Origin of the sequence: Bacillus sp. NEAU-242-2, from assembly GCF_027853835.1 — a bacterium.
Lineage (GTDB): Bacteria > Bacillota > Bacilli > Bacillales > Bacillaceae > Bacillus > Bacillus velezensis.
Window position 1 is genome coordinate 157,647 of sequence record NZ_JAPNNY010000004.1, and the last position, 22,243, is coordinate 179,889.

Consider the following 22,243-nt stretch of genomic DNA (forward strand, 5'->3'; position numbering starts at 1 on the left):
AGCCATAATGTTAATCAGTTTGTTTTTATAAAATCATTGATTAATTGATCAGTCGTTAATATTGTGGCAAATTCATCATGCAATGTAGCCAGAGATATATTGTGAATAGTCTCTGCATCATAATATGTATCATTTTGGTCTCTCATCCCGAAGGCTGCTGTTGCATCTGAAATCAGGTAGGTATCAAATCCTAAATTACCGCTCATTCTTGTAGTTGTTGAAACACAATGGGGCGTAGTCAAACCAGTTATTACGACAGTTGTTATATCATTTGATTTTAAAATCTCTTCTAGATTAGTCCCGATAAAGCTGCTGTTTACTTTCTTGGTTATAATGACTTCTTTATCCATAGGTTTAACGATTTCCTTTATAGCAACCCCCTCATTTTTTGGATAAAATAAAGAACCAGGTTTATCAGAAATATGTTGTATGTATATGACTGTCCATCCTTTTTCTCTCCATAATTTCAGTATTTTACTAATATTTTCTTCCGCTTTTACGTTATTTCGTTCTCCCCATTTTTTATCATCGAAAGCTATTTGTACATCCACAATGATTAACGCTTTTTTCTTTTCTGCCACCAGATAACCTCCTATATTGAAAATTAGTATTTATAACATTTTAAATAAAGTTTTTACTTTTGTACAATTGTTTCAGTTTTAAATTTCATATCACACCTTTCCCGTTGGAAAAGCGCTGGAATAGCTAAAGCAAACACTCACTCAAAGGCTGCAGTTCACCAGAGGCCAGCAATAATCAACTCTTTTTCTCTATATACTTATCAGTATCCCTTTTGCCATCCACTCCCCTAACAAAATTCACGCTACGCTCACAAAATATTAACAAAAAACCCCTTGGTTATTTTTGTATTTCATGTAATAATACAAGTGTATTAAAAACAAAGGAGTGTTTAAAATGAAATTAAAAAAAGTTTTAACTGGTTCTGCCTTGTCTCTCACTTTACTCGTTTCCGCTGCCCCTGCTTTTGCATCCAGCCCTGGCAATACAAATAGCGACTCAACTCAAACAAAATTTTCGACACAAGCGACCAAAGATTCTTTTACAATGGATTACCTTCATAGATGGGATATCCCAAATACAACTGTTAAAAATGGTGTTACTTATTACCTTAAGAAAGTAGAGATAATCGAAGGGTTCTATCGCGCAACTTTTGAAGGATGGATTAATTAGAAGAAGGGGCTTTCCCTTCTTTTACTCTCTTTTGTAAGGATCGGTGCACAAGACACTCCCCCTCAGTGCCCATCCTGCAGTTTCATTTCGGCATCAGGCATTTCATTCCATGTCTCAACCAAGTTTCGTGTCATCACAGTGCGAGCAATGATATTGTTTACGATATGATCCCCCATTCTCCTTTTTTTTCTTACATTTAGTCATATGTTCACGTACATATAGTTCGGGACGGTTTTTCGGCGAAATAAGGCGGATGCCGCATCACTCAATTTGTTTTTTTTCAAACAATGAAACTATTAAAAAAAGAGGATGCCTCGCAAAAAGTTCAGCAACTTTCGGAAGCATCCTCGATCTGGATAAAATAAGATGTTATTTTAAAGAAAACGGATCACTAACCCTCTTGAACCCTTGTCACATCAAGGGTTTTTTTCGTTTTAGGAATCATATTATAAACTATATTCAAAAGCACGGCGGTAAAGCTTCCGGCGACGATTCCGTTTGTGGTCAGCAAATTTAAGTAAGACGGCAGGTGCTTAAACATATCGGGAACGACAGTTACACCGAGTCCCAATCCGACCGAACACGCGACGATCAGAAGGTTTTCCTGCTTTTTAAAGTCAATTTGACTGAGCATTTTAATGCCGTAGGAAATGACCATGCCGAACATGGCCACCATCGCGCCGCCCAGTACTGAAGACGGGATGATGGTCGTGAAGGCTGCGATTTTCGGAAAAAGGCCGAAGAGCATTAAAAGTGCGCCCGTGACACCGATGACCGCGTTTTTCTTAATCCCCGTCAGCTGCACGAGACCGACGTTTTGGGAATAGGCCGTATACGGAAAAGCATTGAAAATGCCGCTGATGAATACCGCCAGACCTTCCGCGCGGTAGCCTTTTGCTAAATCACGTTCAGACAGGCGCCGGTTTGTCAGGTCACCGAGAGCGAAATAGACGCCGGTTGACTCAACAAGGCTGACAATGGCAACGATGGACATCGTAATAATCGGTGCCGCATGAAATGTCGGCGTCCCGAAGTAAAACGGTTTAATCATTTGAATGGCGTCAGCATTCGCCACATTGTCAAATTGCACTTTTCCCATAAAATAAGCGATGGCCGTCCCGATGACAATGCCGATTAAAATCGAAATGGATTTCAAAAATCCTTTTGTAAACCGATAAAGCAGCACGATAATGACGAGCACCGTAAATCCGAGGGCAAGGTTAGCCGGATCACCGAAATCCTTGCTGCCTTCCCCGCCGGCAATATGATTCATCGCGACCGGCATTAAGGTCATCCCGATAATCGTCACGACAGATCCGGTTACGACAGGCGGAAAAAAGGATACGAGCTTGCCGAAGAAAAATGACAGCAGAATGACAAGCAGACCCGATGCCAAAATGCTTCCGTAAATGGCTGAAATCCCGTACTCCTTACCGATGGAAATAATCGGCGCTACCGCGGTGAACGTACAGCCGAGCACAACAGGCAAGCCGATGCCGAAACATTTATTCCTCCATACTTGAAGCAGCGTAGCAGCCCCGCACATAAAAATGTCAATTGATACGAGATATGTCAGCTGTTCTGCGTTCAGTCCCAATGCCGCTCCTACAATTAAAGGAACAACGACGGCGCCGGCATACATGGCAAGCACATGCTGGATACCGAGGGAAAGTGTTTTGGCATAGCCGTTTTTCATAAACGGACCTCCTGTACAAATGTCACTTTTCCGTCTTCAAGCGATTGAATTCTCGCCAGTGATTCGACCCGGCATCCTTTTTTCACCAGCTCGTCTCTTCCCGGCTGAAATGACTTTTCAATGACGATTCCGATCCCGCAAACCGCTGCGCCTGCTTGTTTTACGATGGACAAAAGCCCCTCTGCCGCCTGTCCGTTCGCTAAAAAGTCGTCAATGATTAACACGCGGTCTTCTTTCGAGAGATGATTTCCGGAGATTGCAATCTGACTTTCTGTTTTTTTCGTGAAAGAATAGACGGACGCCGTCAGCAGATCATCCGTTAACGTGAGAGACTTCCTTTTTCTCGCAAAGATGACGGGAACGCCGAGTTCAAGACCGGCCATTACCGCAGGGGCAATGCCCGAAGATTCAATTGTGACGATTTTGGTTATCTCGTCTTTTTCAAAACGGCTCGCAAATTCCCGGCCGATCTGCTGCATGAGAACCGGATCAATTTGATGGTTTAAAAAAGAATCCACTTTCAGCACTTGATCAGAAAGAACGATTCCGTCTTCTGCTATTTTTCGTTTTAATGCTTCCACAATGATTACCCCCGCTTATAAAAAATAAAAAAAGCATTGCCCGCTCTCCAAAAAAAGAGCAAGCAATGCCGAATGATCTACACGTAACGGCCGAATAAAGCCGTCCCATTGCTCACTCATAGTCGGACATTTACGGTGACCGGTAGAAACTTGCGTGCCATATCCACGCGATTATATGAGTGTTCGTATGATATTAATCAAATTATAACAAGATACACTTCTTTTGCATAGTGAAATTTGAATATTCCCGAACTTTTACAAAGAATTAGTTTTCGATTATTCGTCTTTTTAGAATTTTTAGAAAAACGCCCGGTGTATGCCGGGCGTTTCGTTTATAAATATAAATTTGAATATTTGCCGACGAGATACTCAATGAGATATTGAACGTTCAATTCTTCTCCCGTTGCATCTTTTATGATATCAAGCGGCATTTTGCGTCTTCCGTGCTGATGAACCTTTTCTGTCAGCCATTGTTTGATCGGCTCAAAGTCGCCCCGTTCTATTAATTGATCAAATTCAGGCAGATCCTCAAGCATGGTATGCTTCAGCTGTGCCGCATACATATATCCGAGCGCATAGGAAGGGAAATAGCCGAAATCGCCGCCCGCCCAATGTACGTCCTGCAAAATGCCTTTTGCGTCAGATGGCGGCGTAATGCCTAAATAATCATGATATTTTTGATTCCACAATGCCGGCAGTTCTTCCACTGTCACTTCATTGCTGAAAATCGCTTTTTCAATTTCATAACGGATAATAATATGAAGCGGATATGTCAGCTCATCGGCTTCAATTCGGATAAAGGACGGTTTCGCCTCGTTTACGGCGCGTACAAAATCCTCTCTTTTTACATTTTGAAATTGATCAGGTGAAGCCTCAACCATTTTTTCATAATAGGCGGTCCAGAATTGTTGATTTCTGCCGATAAAGTTTTCATAAAATAACGATTGGGATTCATGAATTCCCATGGATGCACCGTCAGATAAGTTCGTTCCGCTCAGGGCTTCGTCAATATTCTGCTCGTAGATCGCATGCCCGCATTCATGAATCGTTCCGAAAATCGCCGTGCGGAAATCGTTTTCGTCATATCTGGTCGTCACCCGCACATCGCCGCGGTTGATCGTCGTCATAAACGGATGAACCGTTTCGTCCAGGCGGCCGCCGTCAAACTCATACCCAAGTTCTTTTAAGAAATACAAGGAGAGATCTCTTTGTTTTTCTTTCGGAAACGTTTTCGTTATAAAGGAAGTGTCCGGTTTATTTCCGGATGTCGTCACTTTTTTGACAAGCGGAATGATCGCTTCCTTCAATTCAGAAAACAGCTGATCCAGCACCTTTACCGTAACGCCCGGTTCGAAAATATCGAGCAATGCGTTGTATGGATGATCTTCATAGCCCCAATACGAAATAAACCGCTTATTAAAATCAATCAGCTTCTCAAGGTACGGAGCAAACATAGAGAAATCAGAGGCTGCCCTTGCCTCCTCCCAAGCCGTTTCCGCTTTCGATGTCAAAATGACATATTCTCTATACTCATCTTCAGGTATTTTTTTATTATGATCATAATCTTTTTTTGCAAGTTCCGCAGCTTTCACTGTATCTTCAGAGAGCTCTTCTGCATGCGCGAGAAGGATGTCAATCAGCTCTTTCATCCGGTCGGATGTCTGGATTTGAAAAACGTCAGCCGACAGCTGCCCGATGCTTTCCGCCCGGTCATCAGAACCTTTTTTCGGGGCTCCCGTTCTTGAGTCCCAATGCATGAGCGCAATGGCTTCTTCATAGTGGGATACTCTTTTTAACAGATCAAAAAACTCTTTTTCATATGTATGTAAATCCATATCCGTTCCCCTCCCTTTTCACTATCAATTACAGGCTAATGGAACGCCGTCATAAAGTCAACTTCCCGGATTTAAAAAAGCCGCAGGATAAGATTCCTGCAGCTTTTGTTTTTATATGATTTTCGGTGTAACAGGCAAGACCTTTTTGACTTCGGCCAGGACCCGTTCACTTTCTCCGCCCGCATAAATGGATATGGTTCCGCTGTCCTGATTAGAACGGATGAGGCGGCCGATTCCCTGCCGGACTCTCAAAAGCATGTACGGCAGATCAACTTCCTCGAACGGATCTTTTTTCGCTCCGTTTCGCTTTGCGGTAAACACAGGATCATGAGGCGGATACGGCAATGCCCAAATGGTCACATTCCGGAGCGAGTCACCGGGAATGTCAAGACCTTCCCATAAGTGGACGGAACAAAGCACGGATTCTTCATCCCGCTGGAATTTTTCGACCAGACTGCTGATCTCTTCGTCACCTTCGTAGTAAATCGGATACGGCAGCTCCCACGCGGCAGCCTGTTCTTTAAATTCCTTCATGTCTTCAAAGGAAGGGAAAAGAACGAGAGTGCGTCCTTCATTCTCCTTAATGGTTTCAATCGTTTCGGCTGTTTTCTGCTCAGACGTCATGTCACCGTGAAGCGAAACAGACATTTGCTCCTCGTAATCGTACGGAGATTCAACGGTAAATGATAAAGGATCACGGATTCCGAGACTGTCAGCGATATAATCAAATGAACCGCCCTCAGAAAGAGTGGCCGATGAGAAGATATAAGGAATCTTTTTAGAAAAGACCTTTTCTCCCAAAACTTCGGCTACAGTTCTCGGCATAACGACAAACGTTGAGTCTGTATCCCGCGTTTCAAGCCAGCTGATGGCATCCTTTTGATACAGCGACAGCGAATATGCCATTTGTTCGACGTATTCTTCTACGACTGACAGCTCGTACTTATCGATCGTATACATTTCCGATTCAAATACGAGCGCCTCGCCGATTTTATCGAGCAGACGGCACAGTTCGTCAGCCGCACGCTTAACACGCTGGTCGTTTTGGATGTCCAATCGGTGAGAGCCGGCGATTTCCTTCGATTCCTCTGACAGCACATAGAAAAACTCATCGTTTGCGGCAAGGGCATCTTCAATCAGTTCGGCGAATTCCTCTCTGATGTCATTTTGAAGCAGACGCTCTAAAAACAGCTCGAGCGTCGACTGCTTCACACGATACGTTAACGCTTTTTGCGCGGCGAATTCCAGCAGATGTCCTTCATCAAACACGACGGCGCTGTGATCCGGCAAAAGCGGCAGCTGCCCTTCCCTTTTGCGTGATTCTTCCGTCCATACATGCTCCATGTAGAAATCATGGGAGCAAACAATCAGATCCGTTGATTTTCTGTAATGATCTCTTGAAAGTGTTAAACCGCATCTATGTCTCATATCACATGTTAAACAATCTTGGAAGGAATCATAGCTGACGCCTGCCCACTCTTCATTTGTCAAATCAGCGTACTGTTTGCGGTCGCCGTACGGATAAAAGCGCTGCATCGCTTGTGATTCGTGTACGAATGAAGGCAGCGACTCATAAAGATCCAGCCACTTTTCATCATCAGAACGCTGCATCGTTTTCTCAAGCTTTTTCAGACACAGATACTGCTCATGGGATTTGGACAGCCGTGTATCAATCTGCAGATCCAAATGTTCTGTCAGCTTGGAAATGTCGCCTTCTTTTTTGACAAGCTGTTCTATTAACGTTTCATCGGCGCATGCGATAATGGCCGGTTTACCCGTATATCTGGCATAGCTGATGGCAAACAGCAGATACACCAGCGTTTTCCCCGTACCGACTCCTGCCTCAGCGAACATGACCTTTTTCTCTTTAAAAGCCCGTTCAAGCTGAAACGCCATAAATACCTGCTCATCCCGAAGGTCAAAGCCTTTCTCGGGAAGGATATCGTAAAACACGTCACCAATCCAATTGTTCAATTCTTCGTAAAAATTCTTTTCTTTTGTTAAAGCAAAAGGCAAACGTGATGTTGTCACCCAACTCCAACCCCTAACTATTCGGCATTCAGACCATCTATAATATCATTTAACCCTTTTCAATACAACAAAAAAACTTGGCCACGCCAAGTTTTTGTCATTACTCATTTCCGGTTAATGATATGTGTACATAGGAACGGATGGTCTGTTGAATGTGTATGTTTTACCGCATTTTCAAGTTCTTCCTGTGCGTGTGTCATGGCGGAAGGACCGAACTCCGCTCCGGCTTCCTCCAGCCGGAAAGCAGTTGCATCTAACGCCTTTTGTATTTTACTGAAGTGCTCGCTGTTCAGCATAAAATAAGATCACCTCTCAAATAGAAATAATCATCATTCTATGCCGATGCTTCACTTTCTATACATGCCATCCTGAATGATCCGCACCTGACCTGCACAAACTACAACAGATATTCGATCGAATATCCATCTTCACAAAATTATTCTATCCGGGAGTGATGGTTACATGAGTTATAAAGATCGATTAGATCAGCATTCTGAATTGTTTCATCACAATTGGACGCGGCCGAAACGCTCTAAATCGCAGGTGAACGGCCACACCGAAATGTCCCAGACCAACATTATTTTACGGAGCAACGCAAAAGCGCACCGCTGGTAATGGCAGAATAAAACGTAAAGATGCCGGAGAAGACGCTGTTTCAGGCGTCTTCTCTTTGTTACGGCTTTTTCCGCTGCGGCCGCACTTTAGCCCAGTACTGATAATAATCCGTTTTGATAAAACCGTTAAAGAGCTTCCGTTTTTTTGTTGCTTTTCTTCCGTAGACCTCTTCAAATTGTTCATTTGACGTTAACATGTAGACAGACCATGTATCAAGAGATTCAAATGCCCGGCCCATTTCTTTATACATCTGCTCGACTTCCTTTTTTTCGCCGAGCCGTTCGCCGTACGGAGGGTTTCCGACGATAACGCCGAATTCGAGTTTCGTCGTAAAATCCTGCACTCGCATCTGCTTGCATTCGATCAGGTCCCCAAGTCCCGCTTCTTCTGCATTTTCTTTGGCGATGTTTACCATCCGGTGATCTACGTCACTGGCAAAGATCTGCAGCGGCTGATCATAGTTCGCCTTTTCTTCCACTTCAAGGCGCGCCTTGTCCCATAGTTCTTTTCCGATCCATTCCCAGTCTTCTGAAGCAAAATCACGGTTAAAACCCGGAGCAATGTTTTGCCCGATTAAAGCGGCTTCGATGGCGATCGTGCCGGAACCGCAGAACGGATCGACGAACGGACGGTCAGGCGTCCAGTTGGTTAACAGAATTAACGCGGCAGCGAGCGTTTCTTTAATCGGAGCTCCGCCCTGATCAACCCTGTATCCCCGTTTGTGAAGGCCTGTTCCTGATGAATCCAGCGTAAGCACCGCTTTATCTTTTAAAAGGGAAATCTCTACCTTATACTCGGGTCCCGTTTCTTCAATCCATTCATTTTGTTTTCCTGATTGAAGTTTCAGCTTTTCCGCTATCGCCTTTTTGACGATCCGCTGGCAGTCGGGCACACTGGCAAGCACTGATTTCACGGACTTTCCGATAACGGGGAACTTTGCGTTTTCGGGAATGTACGCGCGCCAGTCAATCGCTTTTGTTTTTTCAAACAGCTCATCAAACGTTTTTGCCTGAAACTCGGCGACCTGTACTTTAATGCGGTCAGCCGTCCGCAGCCATAAGTTAGCGCGGCAGATCGCAAGCGCATCTCCTTCAAAAATGACTTTTCCGTTGTCTACTTTGCATTCATAACCTAAATCACGCACTTCTTTGGCGACGATCGCTTCAATTCCCATCGGCGCCGTCGCTATTAGTGTGTACTTCTTCATCGTATCACCCTGTCTCTTTTAAGCTTTCGTTTCATTCAAGATAAAAGCTCCCCTTTAAAGGAGAGCTCTAATTTGTCATATCAATAATGTTTAACGTTCTGTAAGCCATGTTTTGTTCCGTCGTACTGCAATCGGCTCATCACCTCGTACTCAGGCGGCAATCATCTATCTACAGAAAGTATTCTGTCCTTCTATCTGTTCAGTTCCTTCAAGAAGGTTCCCCTACCAAAATTTGGGTTTCTCGCTCGAGGGGTTTACCGCGTTCCACTCTCACCATTTCTGATGAGACTTCGTCACTGTGGCACTTTCAAGGATACTCAGCCATATCCGGAGACGTAGGCTTTTTTCCTGCCGTCAGCCTATCAAGGCTGCCCTAGCTTATTTCTTCGCTAGGCACGAACACTACGGGCATCTCAGCACCGTGCGAGCATGGACTTTCCTCTACAGATTCAAAGATCTGCAGCGATTACCCGAACGTTAAGAACACTTGTTCATTATAAAGCAACTTGTCTCATTTGACAAGTGCATCTGCCTTATTCGTCATAAAGTTTGCTGCCGAATACATGTTTCTCAAGGTTGGACAGCCTTTTCAGAATGTCAAAGTTGGTCGTATTGGACTGCACCGGCTGTTTTTTGCTTGCTTCTTCAAGCTGTTTTTTCAGCTGCAGATTTTCCTGCTGCAGTTCTTCAATTTCTTGATGAAAGGTTTCATAATCCTTAATAATCATATCTAAAAATTTGTCAACGTCTTCTTGTCTGTAACCTCTAACGCCTGTTTTAAATTCTTTTTCCAAAATGTCTTTCGCAGAAAGCTTTACTTTATCAGCAAGCATCTTTTTCACCTCATATCGTGAATCATCATGTTATATTTTATTCAGAAACACGTCCCGTTGTCAAATATTCTCTGACGTGTTATGTAAAGAAATCTTCTTCTTCAACGGCGGCACGGAGATCATCCATCGTAATCGAATAAATCGGATATCCGTCGGTTTCACGGCGTTTTTCTGCCTGCTGCAGCATATATTTCGGCGACCCTTCCACCTCCGGATCATATAAAAGCAAAAGCGCATCTGACTTTTCAATAAAGAACGCGTTTTTCTGCCGGAATTGGAGCGGACTTTCGTACGGCCGATGCGTCAGGCTCTCCTCATAATCTGCCTGAGCAAGCACCGCTTCATACATTTCTTTATTCGGCTCCTTCCACTTTTCCTCCTGGCCGTAGAAAGGCGTGATAACGGCAACCTTTAATTCCGGATACTCTTCTCTGAGATCGTACGCCGTTTCTGCCGCCCAAAGCTCAGTCCCCAGCTGTCCGGATATGAGAATCCATTCCAAGCCTTCGTCAATAAAGCTTCTGAGTCTGGTTTCTATCGCCTTTTTTATATAAACAAGCGCCCGGTCATCCCGTTTAAAAATCCCGAGTTCAAACGGCTTGTACCCCGTTACGGCTAATACTTTCAATTGATCACCTGCTTAAAAAATGGGGCTCCCCATCGGGCCCCATTTTGATTTGCTGATATCCTAACCGATCTTGCTTAAGCATTCAATACTAATGATCGCAGCAAGGGCTTCCGCACTGAAAATGCTGGTGAGTTGTCGGGTCAACATTTGAAAAAGTGTGCGGATAGTAATGAACGTGCTCAAAGTTGTGGTGATTTACGTTAGTTGTATGTTGCGGATGAATATGCGGCACAACCGTGTTAGAAAAGCAATGGTGTTCACAGCAATGAGTCGGATGGACAATCGGCGGCATCACGTTTGGTCTGCAACAATGATGATGAAACATGCTAAATCCCCTCTCCATTAACTTTTATTACACTGTTAGGTTATGAAGAAAAGAGGGTGCATGTTCTAATTCAATCACCCAATTTAAAAGTGCGTCAGCAAGCTGTCTTTAAAATTCGAAAATACAAACGCAATCAAAAAAACCACGACAAAGAACAAGTAAAAAACACCTTTATACATACCAACTCTCCCCTATAAATAACTAACGCTATTTTACAAGATGCGGCACCATTCTACAACAAAATCGATGCGGATTCAGAAAAAAATATTTTTGGCGAAACAGCTCGGCTTTTGCGCTTTCCCGGGCAATATTTTAAGAGGAATATTTCCTCTTGAGCCGGGCAATTCTTACATGGAGCTTCTCGGCTTCTTTTTCCGATATTTCCCCGTCTTCTGCTGCCTGCTGTGCGGCCTGCAGAGCTTTTTTGTAATCTTTTGCATGATGCTCAAAATAGATCGCCAGCTCAACCGCTGATTGGTGTCTGCATGTGTGAAGATCAGAGCCCGTCAGTTTCTCCCAAAGGGACACGGCGTCTTGCCTGCGGTTTTGTTTTTTATAAAGCATCGCTAAGTCAAAAAGGGCCCGATCCGAATCTTTAAAGTCTTTGCCTTGCAGCGCTTCCAGCTGCGAAACGGCGCGATCGGTTTCTTTATGAGCGATAAACCATTTCGCCATGGCGTATGCTTCCTGACGTTCTGACGTCTGATCAGAAGATGCAAAAATCTTTTTTGACATATGGATGTAAAGAGCGATGAGGGAAAGCACATCTTGTTCATTATGCGAGAGCACTCCCTTTAAAAGAGCCGGGTCCTCCGCCTTTAAAAATTGAAAATACAGCATCGGCGCCAAATAACCAGGGGTGTCTTCGTCCCTTTTAAAAGCAAGCTCTTCATTTTCAACCGCCGAAAGCGATACACGCTCTAATTTATGTTTCCAAAGCCGTCTCGCCCCGTGCAGAAGATCAAAGTGCCCGAAGTCAGGAAGTTTCGGAAGCCTGTCCCGCAGCAATGTATGCCTGGTTTTTACCTGCGGCCAGTCAAAGGCTTTTCCGTTATACGTAACAAGGGACGTAATGTCAACCTCACTTAAAAAGCTTTTGTAAAGAGCTGTCTCGTTTCCCGGTTTAGGGAGCAGATGCTGTTTAACCGCGACACGGTCTTCATACACTCTTGCATGGCCGAGCAAAAAGATCATATTGCCGGCCCCGCCGCCGAGGCCGGTCGTTTCAGTATCAAAGAAGAACAGCTGGCTTTTTTCGTATCCTTCTGCTGATAAAGTATGTGTCAAACCGCCTTTATTCCATAATGCCATGACGTCATCAAGTTCACTGAAGCTGTACCGTCCGTGGCGGTGCGAAAGCGGATAGACGGTTTCGCGGATAAGACAGTATTCATCCTCAAAAAAGAAAGGCTTCACTCCGAATGCCTCCCATTCTTCTCTAAACGGGACTTGAATATCCGGGACCGAAAGTTGTGAAGCTGCCGGCTTTTTTTCAGCTTCCGGCACATTCAGGTGGTTTTTCATCCGCTTTAATTTATTTTTCAAGGACATCTTTCGTCCCCCTTTTCTTTTACACGTAATTCAAGAGCTTGAGTATCGCTTTCTTTGCATCTATTCCTTCTATTTCGGAGCCGATGCAGGAAGGACATCCGTCTTGACATGGACATTGTCTGATCAGGCGCTCAGCCCCTTCATTGATTTCATCAAATCGCTTATATACTTCATCGGCAAGTCCGATTCCGCCCGGATAATGATCATACAGAAAGATTGTCGGAAGTCCCGTATGTGCGGCTTTGATTTGCGGCACGACATGCACGTCATTTCGGTCGCACATGACGTATACAGGCACGATATGCTGCAGGACGTGGGCAATGCCTAAAAGCAGCTGTTCAAGTGTTTTTTCGCCGATCTCCGAATCCGTTTCTTTTAATTCAAGCCAGGCTGCACTGGTATGCAGTTCTTCTTCAGGAAGATGAATCGGTCCTGATCCTATATTTTCAAATGTCGTCATTTTAATTTTTTTAAATATTGTCGGAAGTGCGTTCACGGTGACGTCGCCGAAATGTAAGGCCGTTTTCTTTCTGCTGTCCGTTCTGTCAATGTCCAGCACTTTCAGCTGCACCGCTAAATTGGCATCTGTATAATATTCGACATCGACCTTTCGCACGTACGCTTTTTTATGATCCCAATCAAGCTTTTCAACCTGATACTGCACCCCTTCATGAAGATAAATCGCTTCATCATGAAGAAGCGTCATCGCGCTGAAGCGGTCCATTTCTCCGATGATTTTTACATCAGCCGTCTCTGAGCGGTCAACGATGACCACGTTTTCCTGTGACGCTGAACGGAGACTGATGTTGGAGGCGGGAAAAGATTCGCTCGCCCAGTGATAGCGTTCGCGGTTTTCGTGAAGCACCCCTTCTTCCTCTAAATACTCGAGAATGTCTCTCGCATCATTTTCTCCGAATGTTTCATCGGCTCTGAAAGGCAGCTCATACGCGGCGCATTTCAGGTGATCGACTAATATAATGAGATTATCAGGATTAATCCTTGCAGATTCAGGCGAGCGTTTAAAGAAATAATCAGGATGGCGGACAATATATTGGTCAATCGGATCAGAGTTCGCCACCATCACGATAAGCGCCTCACCCTGCCGCCGTCCGGCCCGGCCCGCCTGCTGCCATGCGCTCGCGACACTGCCCGGGTACCCCGTCATCACGCAGACCTGAAGCTGGCCGATATCAACGCCGAGCTCCAGCGCGTTTGTGCTGACAACGCCGAGAATGCTGCCGTCTCTTAACCCCCGCTCTATTTCTCTTCTTTCTTTCGGAAGATAACCGCCGCGATAGCCTCTGACAGACTTCGAGCCGATTTCTTTTTTTACGATCTCCTGAATGTGGCTTAAAATAATTTCGACCCGGACACGGCTTCTGGCAAAAACAATCGTCTGGATCTTATTTTTTAAAAAAGTTTTGGCAAGTTCGTTCACTTCCACGGTGGCGCTTTTTCGAATATGCAGCGGTTTATTTACAATCGGAGGATTGTAAAAAGCAAAGTGCTTTCTTCCTGCCGGGGCACCGTTGTCGTCAATCAGGCGCACGGATTTCCCCGTCAGCTGCTCCGCCAACTCCCTCGGATTGGCGATTGTGGCGGATGTACAGATAAATGACGGCGTGCTTCCGTAAAAAGCGCAGATTCTCATTAAACGGCGGATGACGTTCGCCACATGGCTGCCGAATACACCGCGGTACGTATGTAATTCATCAATGACGATATATTTCAGGTTTTCAAACAGACTCACCCATTTTGTATGGTGGGGAAGAATGGCTGAATGAAGCATATCGGGATTTGTGATCACAATATGCCCGGCCTTTCTGACTTTCTGCCTGATAGCCGGAGACGTATCTCCGTCATAGGTGAAGCTTTTAATATCCATGCCCGTCTCGTCTATGATTTCATTCAGCTCGCTTTTTTGATCCTGCGCGAGCGCCTTTGTCGGAAATAAATAAAGTGCGCGGCTTGAGGCATCTTCCGCGATAGACTGAAGAACCGGAAGATTATAGCACAGTGTTTTTCCGGAGGCCGTCGGTGTGACGGCCACAATGCTTTCTCCGTTTTGAACCGTCTGAAAAGCGGAGTATTGATGTGTAAAAAGCCGCTCGATCCCCCTCTTTTCGAGAGCCGCCCGAATGTTCGGATCTACTTGCTCCGGCATCGGCATGGTTTTCGCCTCCCGCGGTTCCTCTTCATGCCAATGCACAATATTTTCATGATTTTTTAATTCCTGAATCAGTTCGCTCAGTGATTTTTTCTTCATCGTTCACACCTCTTTATGAGGTACAGTTTACCGAATATTTGTTTGCCTGGCTAGATGAAAATCCTGCACAAGAAAAAAAGCAGGGAATCAGCCCCTGCCTACTTCATTTTTATCGTAAAAAGCTCTGTTTGTCCTTTTTTCGCTTCATTTGCGCCTGCAAATTGCAAAGGTTCTGCGGCATCGCCATTCATAATCACCATAGGGATGACGGTGCTGCTTGCTTTTTCTTTTATTAAATCCAGCCGGCACGTTAAAAGCAGATCGCCTGTTTTCACTTTGTCTCCTTCTTTTACATGCGCTTCAAAGCCTTCGCCGTTCATATTGACGGTATCCAAACCGACATGTATCAAAAGTTCCGCTCCGGAAAGGGTGCGGATGCCGACAGCGTGTTTTGTATGGAACAGCTGAATCACTTCTCCCTCAACCGGTGAAACAATGTCTCCGTTTGCAGGCTCGACGGCGATCCCGTCCCCCATCATTTTTTGTGAAAATACAGGATCCGGCACTGAAGCCAAATCCATCACCGCTCCGTCAGCCGGAGAAAAAATCACTTCCTCGGCCGGCTTTTTCCGGCTGTCTCCCAATCCGAATAATTTTTTCAGCAATGTGTTGTGCTCCCCTTCCTAAATGTGAATCCGTTACCAGTTTATTCTCCACTATTTAACCATACTTTCTTTTTTCCTTCAATTCTTAACCATACGGCATAGCATCGCATAGTCTGTTTGTAAAAAGGCGGTGGTCATATGGATCAATCACAAAACGATAAACTTGATCCGCAAAGTAATGAGGACATCATCAGCCATGCGATGGACCAATTTTTTCACTCAGGTCCCTTCGCAGAATTGATGCAGGGTTTTCAGCACCTTGTCAATTCGGCTTTTACTGAAGCGCAAGTGACGATTGACGTCAGAGAAGAGCCGACGGGGCTCGCGGTTGATATCGGCGTTCCCGAGACGTTCCGTGACGGGGATATGCTGGTGGAAACGAAAGGGTGCTACCTTCACGTTACAATCCGCTACGATCATAAACAGGCTCAATCATCCCATGTGTCTTCAAGCATGACAAGAACCGTTGTCCTCCCGTATAAGGTAAGTGAAGAAGATATGGAAACATCCTGGAATGAACAGACGCTTACCCTCTTTTTCCCTAAAAAATAAGCATGAATGATGAATATCATTCATGCTTTTTATTTGAAGATACTGGTGAAGCCTTTCACCAGCGATCCGACCTGATTTACGGCGCTTACCATCTGCCCCGTTGTATCCATCATTTTATTAAAGTCAAACTGTCCGTTCGTTTTTTTAAACTGGGAGAGTATGCCTGAGAATTGGGAAGACTGCTGCTGATTCGGTCTGGGAACGGGGTAAGGATTCACAAACTCCGGCTGGCCCCCGGGCATGCCTGCCTGAGGAGGAGCAGGAGCATACGGCGGCTGCATATGACCGTATTCCTGATTCGGATAAAATTGCTGCGGGTACTGCCCTTGCTGATGATATGGCGGCTGCTGCAATGGCTGTATCTGCTGCGGGTAGAAATATCCCGCCGGCTGCTGGTACATATTTTGATATGGCTGCGCTCTCCATTGCATATGACATTCCCCCTTGTCTCTTACTAAGTTTCTACTATATATGTATGAATTCCGCCTTGGTTATGTGCTTTCGGTGATTCTGATCTTTGTCAAATGCTGTCGAAAGTCTTAATTTTTTAAAAACAGAAAAAAGTCGAATCGTTATGTTAACATAATCTCAACATACATGAGAGGGGATGCACCATTATGAACGTATCATACTTAAGAAAGCGTTTTGCTGAAGTGAAAAAATATGAAACAGATTGTGCAGATAAACTGATGGACTTTGCAAAATTTCTCTATATTCAAGGCCATCTCACCGCAACCGAATTTCGAAACAGTATGAAGGTTCTCGAAGCAAGTGGAGCAGAAAACCCGGCGTATGAATAACATACCCGACCCCTTTATATAAAAGAAGGCAGCCGTTTTCAGCTGCCTTCTTTTTCAATTTCATCCCTTAATATACGAAGCGTATATAAAACAGATTCAGTTAAATCCCTGTATCTTTTTTTATGAATATGATGAACATATGATTGGAGCATCAGCTCCCCGAAATTTTCTGTAACGGCCAGAATTTGTGCATGATGAACGTATTTCGGACGGTTTTCCTGAATAAACGCAAGCGCTGCTTCTGTCCAAAGCGCGCAAAGCCGGTCTCTTTTTTCAACATCGGGTTTAATCGTCTCAAAAAAATCATATGAACGGCCTGACTCTTTTCCATCCTGATACCTTTTTTCGGCTTCCAGAACCGCCTCTATCATTTGTTCTGTCAGCTCCAATAACGACTGTGTCTGCAAACGGACTCACCTCAGTACATATGGTACCAAAGTTTTTGCACAAAATCAGCTTATCCGGCAGGCTCTCGGCAAATCCTTTTTACGCCGGTCAGTCAAAAACAGGTCATCAATACAAACATGAAGCTCCCGCGCCTCTTCCTCAAGACGGGAAAGTTTCTCCTGTCTGATTTCTTCAGCTTCCGCCTGACAGGATCTGACTGCTTGGGTAAGCGTTTTTTCAGCAGCAGAAATCCGGATTTCAATATCAGAAAGCAGACGGAGAATATCAGCCTTGCTCGTGTAAACAGACATTCATGTTCCTCCCTTTTATCACTTGCGTCTCTTTCAAATATAATTCTCGTTTTCATACCGCTCTCCTCTGCACATGACAAAACTAGAAGCAGTTCGGCAAACAAACAGAGATTATCCTAAAAGGCGTGCCTTTCGACAAAAAAGTGCCGCAAACTTTGTATGAACCGGCACGTTAATGCAAACGATACAGTTGAGGAGGTGCCGTATGAAAACGAGACCGAAAAATGCAGGTAAACAGCAAAAAACCGAAGCAAAAACAACTGATACGCTTGATAAAAAATTAGGCGGCCCAAACCGCCCTTCCACGTAACACACCAGCAGCCCGAAACCCCAGCGAACGGTTTCGGGCTTTTTCATTTCTTCAGCCACTCTTTAACCGCGAAGAGCGCATGGAGCTCCCGTCTTTTCTGGAAGTACCAGTCCGTCAGTTCAAGCTGTTTCGGCATTTTCTCCTGTAAGAAAGCCCCTTTTCTTAACCTTTTTTGAAACCAATCCGCCCTTTCGCCGTCTAATGGGTGGGCAACAATGGGATAGGTTGTCCTCAGCATGGGTGATGTTCTTTTTTTGATTCCGATCATTTTCTCCATATCAAAGCGTGAACCGGTATGAGGAACGGTATCAAGAAAACGGTAAAAAGAAGCGTGAAGATCAGGGCTGAACAGAAGGCGGGCCAGCTGTTTTCCGAGCGTAATTCTCTCTTCGGTTTTTGAAAACCGTTTGACGGAAATTCCGTATAAATGTCCGTCGTCAAATGAAGGGAATATCACCGTATTAAAGTGAAACCAATCACTTAAATAAAAAGGAATCGTGCCAAAAACATTCTTTTTAAACGAAGGATTTTGTATAATAGGTGCTTGGATAGTGTTTTGTTCATTTATAATAAGAGCATACATGAGCCGTTCCGTATCTCCGTCACGCCAAAAGCGGAACCATTCTTCCTGCATAAAAGCCGAGACGCGGAAATGAGGAAGATGACGGAAAAGAGGTTCGCCGATTTGTTTTGACCACTGGTAGACCAGAAGCTGAGGATAGGCATCAGAAAAAATCAGCCAATTCGCCCTTTCATACGAAAGGAAAAACCAGTTTTTCTGACTGCTGTCAAGGCCCTCCTGATAAAGGACGCCTCTTAAATCAGTCATCGACCAGCCCGCATTGCGGGACACAAAGGATGCCAAAAGCGGCCACTTGATCTCAGGATGGCGGTCATAATATGCTTTATAGGCATTCGTCCGGGAAATATTATCGGCATTTTTTATTTTCGTCTCTTTTTCGATCAGGCGAAGAATGGCGGTTACGGTCTGTCGTTTATGCACGTTCATTCACTTCCGTCACTATTAGTTTGATAAGGAGGATGGAAAAAGTGATTCGGTACCCGAATGGAAAAACTTTTCAGCCGAACAAAACGGTTTCATCCCAAAACAGCCAGAAACGGTCTCATTCATACAGTAATCGCGGCATGACCCTCGAAGACGACCTGAATGAAACGAATAAGTATTATCTGGCTAACCAAATTGCTGTCATTCACAAAAAGCCGACACCCGTCCAGATTGTAAACGTCCACTATCCGAAAAGAAGCGCCGCAGTCATTAAGGAAGCTTATTTTAAACAGTCTTCAACAACTGACTACAACGGCATTTATAAAGGACGCTACATTGATTTCGAGGCAAAAGAAACAAAAAACAAAACGGCATTTCCCCTGCAGAATTTTCATGATCATCAGATTGAGCATATGAAGCAGGTGGTCAGGCAAGACGGCATTTGTTTTGTTATTATATCCGCTTTCGGAAAGGTTTATTTCCTCGAAGCCGACAAGCTGTTTGTCTTTTGGGAGAGAAAGGAGAAGAACGGCAGAAAATCAATTCGCAAAGACGAATTAGAAGATGCTTCCTTTCCGATTTCCCTTGGATACTCACCGAGAATTGATTATATTAGTATTATTGAACAGCTTTATTTTTCGCAGGAACAGTAGACTGAGCGAAAGGTTGATAAACGAAAGGTTGAGATGTTATGTCAGATCAATTTACGAGCCGTGAAGAACGCCGTAAGGCAAGGCAGACGAAAAGCACTAAGCCCTCTTCACCGAAAAAAGGCAAGAAACAGCGTAAAGGCGGTTTATTCAAAAAGATTGTGCTGTCCTTGGTTATTCTGTTTGTCCTTGGCATAGTCGGCGGAGCCGCGGCATTTGCCGTTTTGGTTTCCGGCGCGCCGTCTTTGGATGAAGCCAAGCTGAAAACGCCTTACTCTTCAACGATTTACGACAAAAACGGAAAAGAAATCGCGGAAGTGGGCGGTGAAAAACGAACCTACGTCCCGATTAAGGATATACCCGATGTTGTGAAAGAAGCATTTATCGCAACTGAAGACGCCCGTTTTTATAAGCACCACGGTATAGACCCGATTCGGATCGGAGGCGCCTTGGTCGCCAACTTTACGGATGGGTTCGGTTCAGAGGGAGGAAGCACAATCACCCAGCAGGTTGTGAAAAACTCGCTTTTAACCCATCAGAAAACGATTAAACGGAAAGCACAGGAAGTGTGGCTTTCACTGCAGCTGGAGCGCCATTATTCTAAAGATGAAATCTTAGAAATGTATTTAAACAGAATTTATTTCTCACCGCGCGCCTACGGCGTCGGTAAAGCGGCTGAAGAATTCTTCGGCGTAAAAGACTTGAGCAAGCTTACGGTTGAACAGGCGGCGACGCTTGCCGGAATGCCGCAAAGCCCGACCGGATATAACCCGGTTAAAAACCCGAAGGCTTCCGAAAAACGCCGAAACATCGTTCTCAGCTTAATGGAAAAACAAGGATTCATTTCAAATGCTGAATACCAAAAAGCGAAGAAAGTGTCCATGAAAGATGAAGGCGTCGTCAGCCAAAAGGAATACGATAAAAAGGACACAAATAAATACAGCGCTTTTGTCGAAGAAGTTATGAAAGAAATTGAGACAAAAGAAAAGAAAGACGTCGATATTTCAACTGACGGACTGAAAATTTATACGACTCTTGATACGAAAGCACAAGATTATCTTGATCAATTGATGAACGGCGACACAGCCGGCTTTACCGAAGGCATGCAGGGCGGCGTCACGCTCCTTGATACGACAAACGGAGAAATCCGCGCCATCGGAGCAGGACGGAACAGAACTACCGGGGGATTCAATTATGCAACACAAGGTAAAACCCAGCCCGGTTCAACGATAAAACCGATTCTTGATTACGGCCCGGTCATTGAAAATAAAAAATGGTCGACGTATGAGCAGATTGACGATTCTGCATATACGTACTCTGACGGCACACCGATCCATGATTATGACAATAGATACAGAGGCCAGATATCAATGCGAGAGGCCCTCGCAGACTCACGTAATATCCCTGCTTTAAAAGCATTCCAAGCAGTTGGAAAGGATAATGCCGTGGACTTTGCAAACGACCTGGGATTAGGTTTAAACAAAGATCAAGTATATGAGCCCTACTCTATCGGGGGATTTGGTGAGGGTAACCGCGGTGTATCTACTATGACCATGGCAGGCGCCTACAGCGCTTTCGGAAATAACGGAACGTACAATGAACCGCATGCGGTCACATCGATTGAATTTAATGACGGCACTAAGCTTGATTTAACACCGAAACCGAAAAGTGCTATGAGCGATTACACGGCATTCATGATTACCGATATGCTCAAAACAGTCGTGCAGTCAGGAACAGGCAGACTGGCTCAAGTACCGAACGTGGAAGTCGCCGGTAAAACGGGTACGACCAACTTTACTAAAGAGGACATTCAAAAATATAACATTGCTCCAGGCGGAGTTCCGGACTCCTGGTTTGTCGGATACACCCCTCAATATACTGCGGCGGTTTGGACTGGTGTAGAATCTGGCAACAAAGCAGGCAAGAAATCACTGTCTTCTGCAGACCAGCAAGTCGCAAAACGGATTTTCCAAAAGCTGATCTCATACGTTGATGACGGTAAAGGAAGCTTCAAGCAGCCTGACAGCGTCGTAAAAGAAACAGTTGAGAAAGGCTCGAATCCTGCCGCTTTAGCCGGACCGAATACGCCGGATGACAAAAAAGTGACGGAGTACTTCGTGAAAGGAACGCAGCCAACTGCCGTTTCTAAAACGTACACGAAAGAAAAAGCCGATAAACCGACAGGATTGCAAGTGAAATACGACAAAGATAAAAAATCATTAACCTTAAGCTGGAATTATGACGGTGATGCAACATTCAATGTCAAACAATCCGTTGACGGCGGAAGCTACAGTGACATTCAAAACAGTTCGGCAAAAGAAGCCGTCGTCTCAGATGTCACGCCAGGCTCCACATACAGCTTCCAGGTGACAGCGGAAAACGATGACGGAAAAAGCGATACGGCATCAGCATCTTTCAAAGTCCCGAAAGATGAAGAAGACGATGCGGATAAAGATAAAGCGACTGACGATGAACAGAAGACTGATGAAGATAAAGATAAGGACAAGACGCAAACCGATGATTCAAACAAAGATGACGATCAGACAGATACGTCTGACGGATCAGATCAAACACCAACTGATGACCCGGATAAAAATCAGGATCAATCCGATAAGGATCAAACAGATAACAACAATCAGAATCAGCCCGGCAACGGGACCGATAACAACGGACAGCAAGATAACGGCTCTGATAATGATTCCGATTCCGGTTCAGACGGCTCAAATAAACCTGACAGCGGTCAAACGGATAAAAACCAAGACTCATCTTCAAATATCAACGGGCAGTCCAATTCGTCAACCATCCAGTCAAATCCCGCTCATTAGCGGACGAAATCCTTCACCCCAAACAGGTGAAGGATTTT

24 protein-coding genes, 1 other RNA gene, 1 pseudogene and 1 riboswitch are annotated in these 22,243 nt (G+C 44.7%); of the genes and pseudogenes, 7 read left to right on the top strand and 19 right to left on the bottom strand.

The genetic code is table 11. The annotated features are described in order from the left end of the window. Window positions 1-14: 14 nt before the first annotated feature. Complete coding sequence (locus OWN49_RS14095; protein ID WP_070082006.1) at window positions 15-581, bottom strand: cysteine hydrolase family protein; 567 nt, start codon at window positions 579-581, stop codon at window positions 15-17. Window positions 582-915: 334 nt separating this feature from the next. Here OWN49_RS14095 and OWN49_RS14100 point away from each other — a divergent pair, with 334 nt between their 5' ends. After that, complete coding sequence (locus tag OWN49_RS14100) at window positions 916-1,191, top strand: hypothetical protein (RefSeq protein WP_070082007.1); 276 nt, start codon at window positions 916-918, stop codon at window positions 1,189-1,191. Between the two features lie 391 nt (window positions 1,192-1,582). On the opposite strand, the gene pbuX is transcribed toward OWN49_RS14100, so the two are convergent. The 5 genes from pbuX to OWN49_RS14125 all read right to left on the bottom strand — a co-directional run bounded on the left by pbuX (window position 1,583) and on the right by OWN49_RS14125 (window position 7,630). Then, on the bottom strand, window positions 1,583-2,887 hold the full coding sequence (gene pbuX / locus OWN49_RS14105) for a xanthine permease PbuX (protein WP_014305276.1): 1,305 nt from the start codon (window positions 2,885-2,887) through the stop codon (window positions 1,583-1,585). After that, on the bottom strand, window positions 2,884-3,468 hold the full coding sequence (gene xpt / locus OWN49_RS14110) for a xanthine phosphoribosyltransferase (protein WP_014305277.1): 585 nt from the start codon (window positions 3,466-3,468) through the stop codon (window positions 2,884-2,886). Before xpt ends, pbuX begins: the two co-directional genes overlap by 4 nt. Before the next feature lie 99 nt (window positions 3,469-3,567). Next, window positions 3,568-3,667: riboswitch (purine riboswitch) on the bottom strand. Window positions 3,668-3,800: 133 nt separating this feature from the next. Further along, on the bottom strand, window positions 3,801-5,303 hold the full coding sequence (locus tag OWN49_RS14115) for a carboxypeptidase M32 (RefSeq protein ID WP_077722499.1): 1,503 nt from the start codon (window positions 5,301-5,303) through the stop codon (window positions 3,801-3,803). A 111-nt stretch (window positions 5,304-5,414) separates the two neighbouring features. Continuing rightward, a complete protein-coding gene (locus OWN49_RS14120) occupies window positions 5,415-7,334 on the bottom strand; it encodes an ATP-dependent DNA helicase (RefSeq protein WP_167860233.1) in 1,920 nt (639 codons plus the stop codon). 104 nt (window positions 7,335-7,438) lie between these two features. After that, entirely contained in the window at window positions 7,439-7,630 is a 192-nt protein-coding gene (locus tag OWN49_RS14125) for a hypothetical protein (RefSeq protein WP_003153550.1), read from the bottom strand. 166 nt (window positions 7,631-7,796) lie between these two features. On the opposite strand from OWN49_RS14125, the gene OWN49_RS14130 reads away from it, so the two are divergent. Next, complete coding sequence (locus OWN49_RS14130; RefSeq protein ID WP_003153548.1) at window positions 7,797-7,949, top strand: YpzG family protein; 153 nt, start codon at window positions 7,797-7,799, stop codon at window positions 7,947-7,949. Between the two features lie 58 nt (window positions 7,950-8,007). Here the strand turns inward: OWN49_RS14130 and OWN49_RS14135 are convergent, their stop codons facing one another. From OWN49_RS14135 to OWN49_RS14175, 9 genes and pseudogenes are all read right to left on the bottom strand, one after another. Then, on the bottom strand, window positions 8,008-9,156 hold the full coding sequence (locus OWN49_RS14135; RefSeq protein WP_094247842.1) for a THUMP domain-containing class I SAM-dependent RNA methyltransferase: 1,149 nt from the start codon (window positions 9,154-9,156) through the stop codon (window positions 8,008-8,010). Between the two features lie 96 nt (window positions 9,157-9,252). After that, window positions 9,253-9,634: RNase P RNA component class B (gene rnpB, locus OWN49_RS14140), an RNA gene on the bottom strand. A gap of 55 nt (window positions 9,635-9,689) precedes the next feature. Then, window positions 9,690-9,989: a cell division regulator GpsB gene (gene gpsB, locus OWN49_RS14145; RefSeq protein WP_003153541.1), complete on the bottom strand. Its 300-nt coding sequence runs from the start codon at window positions 9,987-9,989 to the stop codon at window positions 9,690-9,692. Window positions 9,990-10,068: 79 nt separating this feature from the next. Then, window positions 10,069-10,617: a DUF1273 domain-containing protein gene (locus OWN49_RS14150; RefSeq protein WP_070082012.1), complete on the bottom strand. Its 549-nt coding sequence runs from the start codon at window positions 10,615-10,617 to the stop codon at window positions 10,069-10,071. 88 nt (window positions 10,618-10,705) lie between these two features. Continuing rightward, the gene (gene cotD, locus OWN49_RS14155) at window positions 10,706-10,942 is read right to left on the bottom strand and encodes a spore coat protein CotD (protein ID WP_003153539.1); all 237 of its coding nucleotides are present in this window, start codon (window positions 10,940-10,942) and stop codon (window positions 10,706-10,708) included. Between the two features lie 83 nt (window positions 10,943-11,025). Beyond that, window positions 11,026-11,133: pseudogene (locus OWN49_RS14160) on the bottom strand (hypothetical protein); the annotation flags it as partial. Window positions 11,134-11,254: 121 nt separating this feature from the next. Continuing rightward, window positions 11,255-12,493: a ribonuclease H-like domain-containing protein gene (locus OWN49_RS14165; protein ID WP_176283391.1), complete on the bottom strand. Its 1,239-nt coding sequence runs from the start codon at window positions 12,491-12,493 to the stop codon at window positions 11,255-11,257. Between the two features lie 19 nt (window positions 12,494-12,512). After that, window positions 12,513-14,759 carry a DEAD/DEAH box helicase gene (locus tag OWN49_RS14170; RefSeq protein ID WP_172614774.1) on the bottom strand — a complete coding sequence of 749 codons (2,247 nt, stop codon included), beginning with the start codon at window positions 14,757-14,759 and terminating at the stop codon, window positions 12,513-12,515. A 98-nt stretch (window positions 14,760-14,857) separates the two neighbouring features. Then, window positions 14,858-15,364, bottom strand: coding sequence for a PTS sugar transporter subunit IIA (locus OWN49_RS14175; RefSeq protein ID WP_012117833.1), 507 nt, complete (start codon window positions 15,362-15,364; stop codon window positions 14,858-14,860). 138 nt (window positions 15,365-15,502) lie between these two features. On the opposite strand from OWN49_RS14175, the gene OWN49_RS14180 reads away from it, so the two are divergent. After that, window positions 15,503-15,916, top strand: coding sequence for a hypothetical protein (locus OWN49_RS14180; protein WP_003153535.1), 414 nt, complete (start codon window positions 15,503-15,505; stop codon window positions 15,914-15,916). A 29-nt stretch (window positions 15,917-15,945) separates the two neighbouring features. Here OWN49_RS14180 and OWN49_RS14185 read toward each other — a convergent pair whose 3' ends face one another. Continuing rightward, window positions 15,946-16,347 carry a YppG family protein gene (locus tag OWN49_RS14185; RefSeq protein WP_176283392.1) on the bottom strand — a complete coding sequence of 134 codons (402 nt, stop codon included), beginning with the start codon at window positions 16,345-16,347 and terminating at the stop codon, window positions 15,946-15,948. A 186-nt stretch (window positions 16,348-16,533) separates the two neighbouring features. Between OWN49_RS14185 and OWN49_RS14190 the strand changes: the two genes are divergently transcribed. After that, window positions 16,534-16,716 (top strand): YppF family protein, encoded by a 183-nt coding sequence (locus tag OWN49_RS14190; protein ID WP_003153532.1) that lies wholly within the window; start codon window positions 16,534-16,536, stop codon window positions 16,714-16,716. A gap of 38 nt (window positions 16,717-16,754) precedes the next feature. Here OWN49_RS14190 and OWN49_RS14195 read toward each other — a convergent pair whose 3' ends face one another. Beyond that, entirely contained in the window at window positions 16,755-17,123 is a 369-nt protein-coding gene (locus OWN49_RS14195) for a YppE family protein (RefSeq protein WP_176283393.1), read from the bottom strand. Window positions 17,124-17,168: 45 nt separating this feature from the next. After that, complete coding sequence (locus OWN49_RS14200; protein WP_039063257.1) at window positions 17,169-17,414, bottom strand: DUF5446 family protein; 246 nt, start codon at window positions 17,412-17,414, stop codon at window positions 17,169-17,171. A gap of 205 nt (window positions 17,415-17,619) precedes the next feature. Here OWN49_RS14200 and sspM point away from each other — a divergent pair, with 205 nt between their 5' ends. Further along, a complete protein-coding gene (sspM, locus tag OWN49_RS14205; RefSeq protein WP_003153525.1) occupies window positions 17,620-17,724 on the top strand; it encodes an acid-soluble spore protein SspM in 105 nt (34 codons plus the stop codon). Between the two features lie 43 nt (window positions 17,725-17,767). Here the strand turns inward: sspM and OWN49_RS14210 are convergent, their stop codons facing one another. Then, complete coding sequence (locus tag OWN49_RS14210) at window positions 17,768-18,733, bottom strand: DUF2515 domain-containing protein (RefSeq protein WP_176283394.1); 966 nt, start codon at window positions 18,731-18,733, stop codon at window positions 17,768-17,770. Window positions 18,734-18,774: 41 nt separating this feature from the next. Between OWN49_RS14210 and recU the strand changes: the two genes are divergently transcribed. Beyond that, the gene (gene recU / locus OWN49_RS14215; RefSeq protein WP_003153521.1) at window positions 18,775-19,383 is read left to right on the top strand and encodes a Holliday junction resolvase RecU; all 609 of its coding nucleotides are present in this window, start codon (window positions 18,775-18,777) and stop codon (window positions 19,381-19,383) included. A 38-nt stretch (window positions 19,384-19,421) separates the two neighbouring features. Then, window positions 19,422-22,205, top strand: coding sequence for a PBP1A family penicillin-binding protein (locus OWN49_RS14220; RefSeq protein ID WP_176283395.1), 2,784 nt, complete (start codon window positions 19,422-19,424; stop codon window positions 22,203-22,205). Window positions 22,206-22,243 lie beyond the last annotated feature (38 nt).

Excerpts from the sequence above, each read along its gene's own strand:
- OWN49_RS14100 (WP_070082007.1), top strand. The coding sequence starts at position 916 with ATGAAATTAAAAAAAGTTTTAACTGGTTCTGCCTTGTCTCTCACTTTA.
- pbuX (WP_014305276.1), bottom strand. The coding sequence starts at position 2,887 with ATGAAAAACGGCTATGCCAAAACACTTTCCCTCGGTATCCAGCATGTG.
- OWN49_RS14115 (WP_077722499.1), bottom strand. The coding sequence starts at position 5,303 with ATGGATTTACATACATATGAAAAAGAGTTTTTTGATCTGTTAAAAAGA.
- OWN49_RS14125 (WP_003153550.1), bottom strand. The coding sequence starts at position 7,630 with ATGCTGAACAGCGAGCACTTCAGTAAAATACAAAAGGCGTTAGATGCA.
- OWN49_RS14130 (WP_003153548.1), top strand. The coding sequence starts at position 7,797 with ATGAGTTATAAAGATCGATTAGATCAGCATTCTGAATTGTTTCATCAC.
- OWN49_RS14135 (WP_094247842.1), bottom strand. The coding sequence starts at position 9,156 with ATGAAGAAGTACACACTAATAGCGACGGCGCCGATGGGAATTGAAGCG.
- gpsB (WP_003153541.1), bottom strand. The coding sequence starts at position 9,989 with ATGCTTGCTGATAAAGTAAAGCTTTCTGCGAAAGACATTTTGGAAAAA.
- cotD (WP_003153539.1), bottom strand. The coding sequence starts at position 10,942 with ATGTTTCATCATCATTGTTGCAGACCAAACGTGATGCCGCCGATTGTC.
- OWN49_RS14165 (WP_176283391.1), bottom strand. The coding sequence starts at position 12,493 with ATGTCCTTGAAAAATAAATTAAAGCGGATGAAAAACCACCTGAATGTG.
- OWN49_RS14170 (WP_172614774.1), bottom strand. The coding sequence starts at position 14,759 with ATGAAGAAAAAATCACTGAGCGAACTGATTCAGGAATTAAAAAATCAT.
- OWN49_RS14180 (WP_003153535.1), top strand. The coding sequence starts at position 15,503 with ATGGATCAATCACAAAACGATAAACTTGATCCGCAAAGTAATGAGGAC.
- OWN49_RS14185 (WP_176283392.1), bottom strand. The coding sequence starts at position 16,347 with ATGCAATGGAGAGCGCAGCCATATCAAAATATGTACCAGCAGCCGGCG.
- OWN49_RS14190 (WP_003153532.1), top strand. The coding sequence starts at position 16,534 with ATGAACGTATCATACTTAAGAAAGCGTTTTGCTGAAGTGAAAAAATAT.
- OWN49_RS14200 (WP_039063257.1), bottom strand. The coding sequence starts at position 17,414 with ATGTCTGTTTACACGAGCAAGGCTGATATTCTCCGTCTGCTTTCTGAT.
- sspM (WP_003153525.1), top strand. The coding sequence starts at position 17,620 with ATGAAAACGAGACCGAAAAATGCAGGTAAACAGCAAAAAACCGAAGCA.
- OWN49_RS14210 (WP_176283394.1), bottom strand. The coding sequence starts at position 18,733 with ATGAACGTGCATAAACGACAGACCGTAACCGCCATTCTTCGCCTGATC.
- OWN49_RS14220 (WP_176283395.1), top strand. The coding sequence starts at position 19,422 with ATGTCAGATCAATTTACGAGCCGTGAAGAACGCCGTAAGGCAAGGCAG.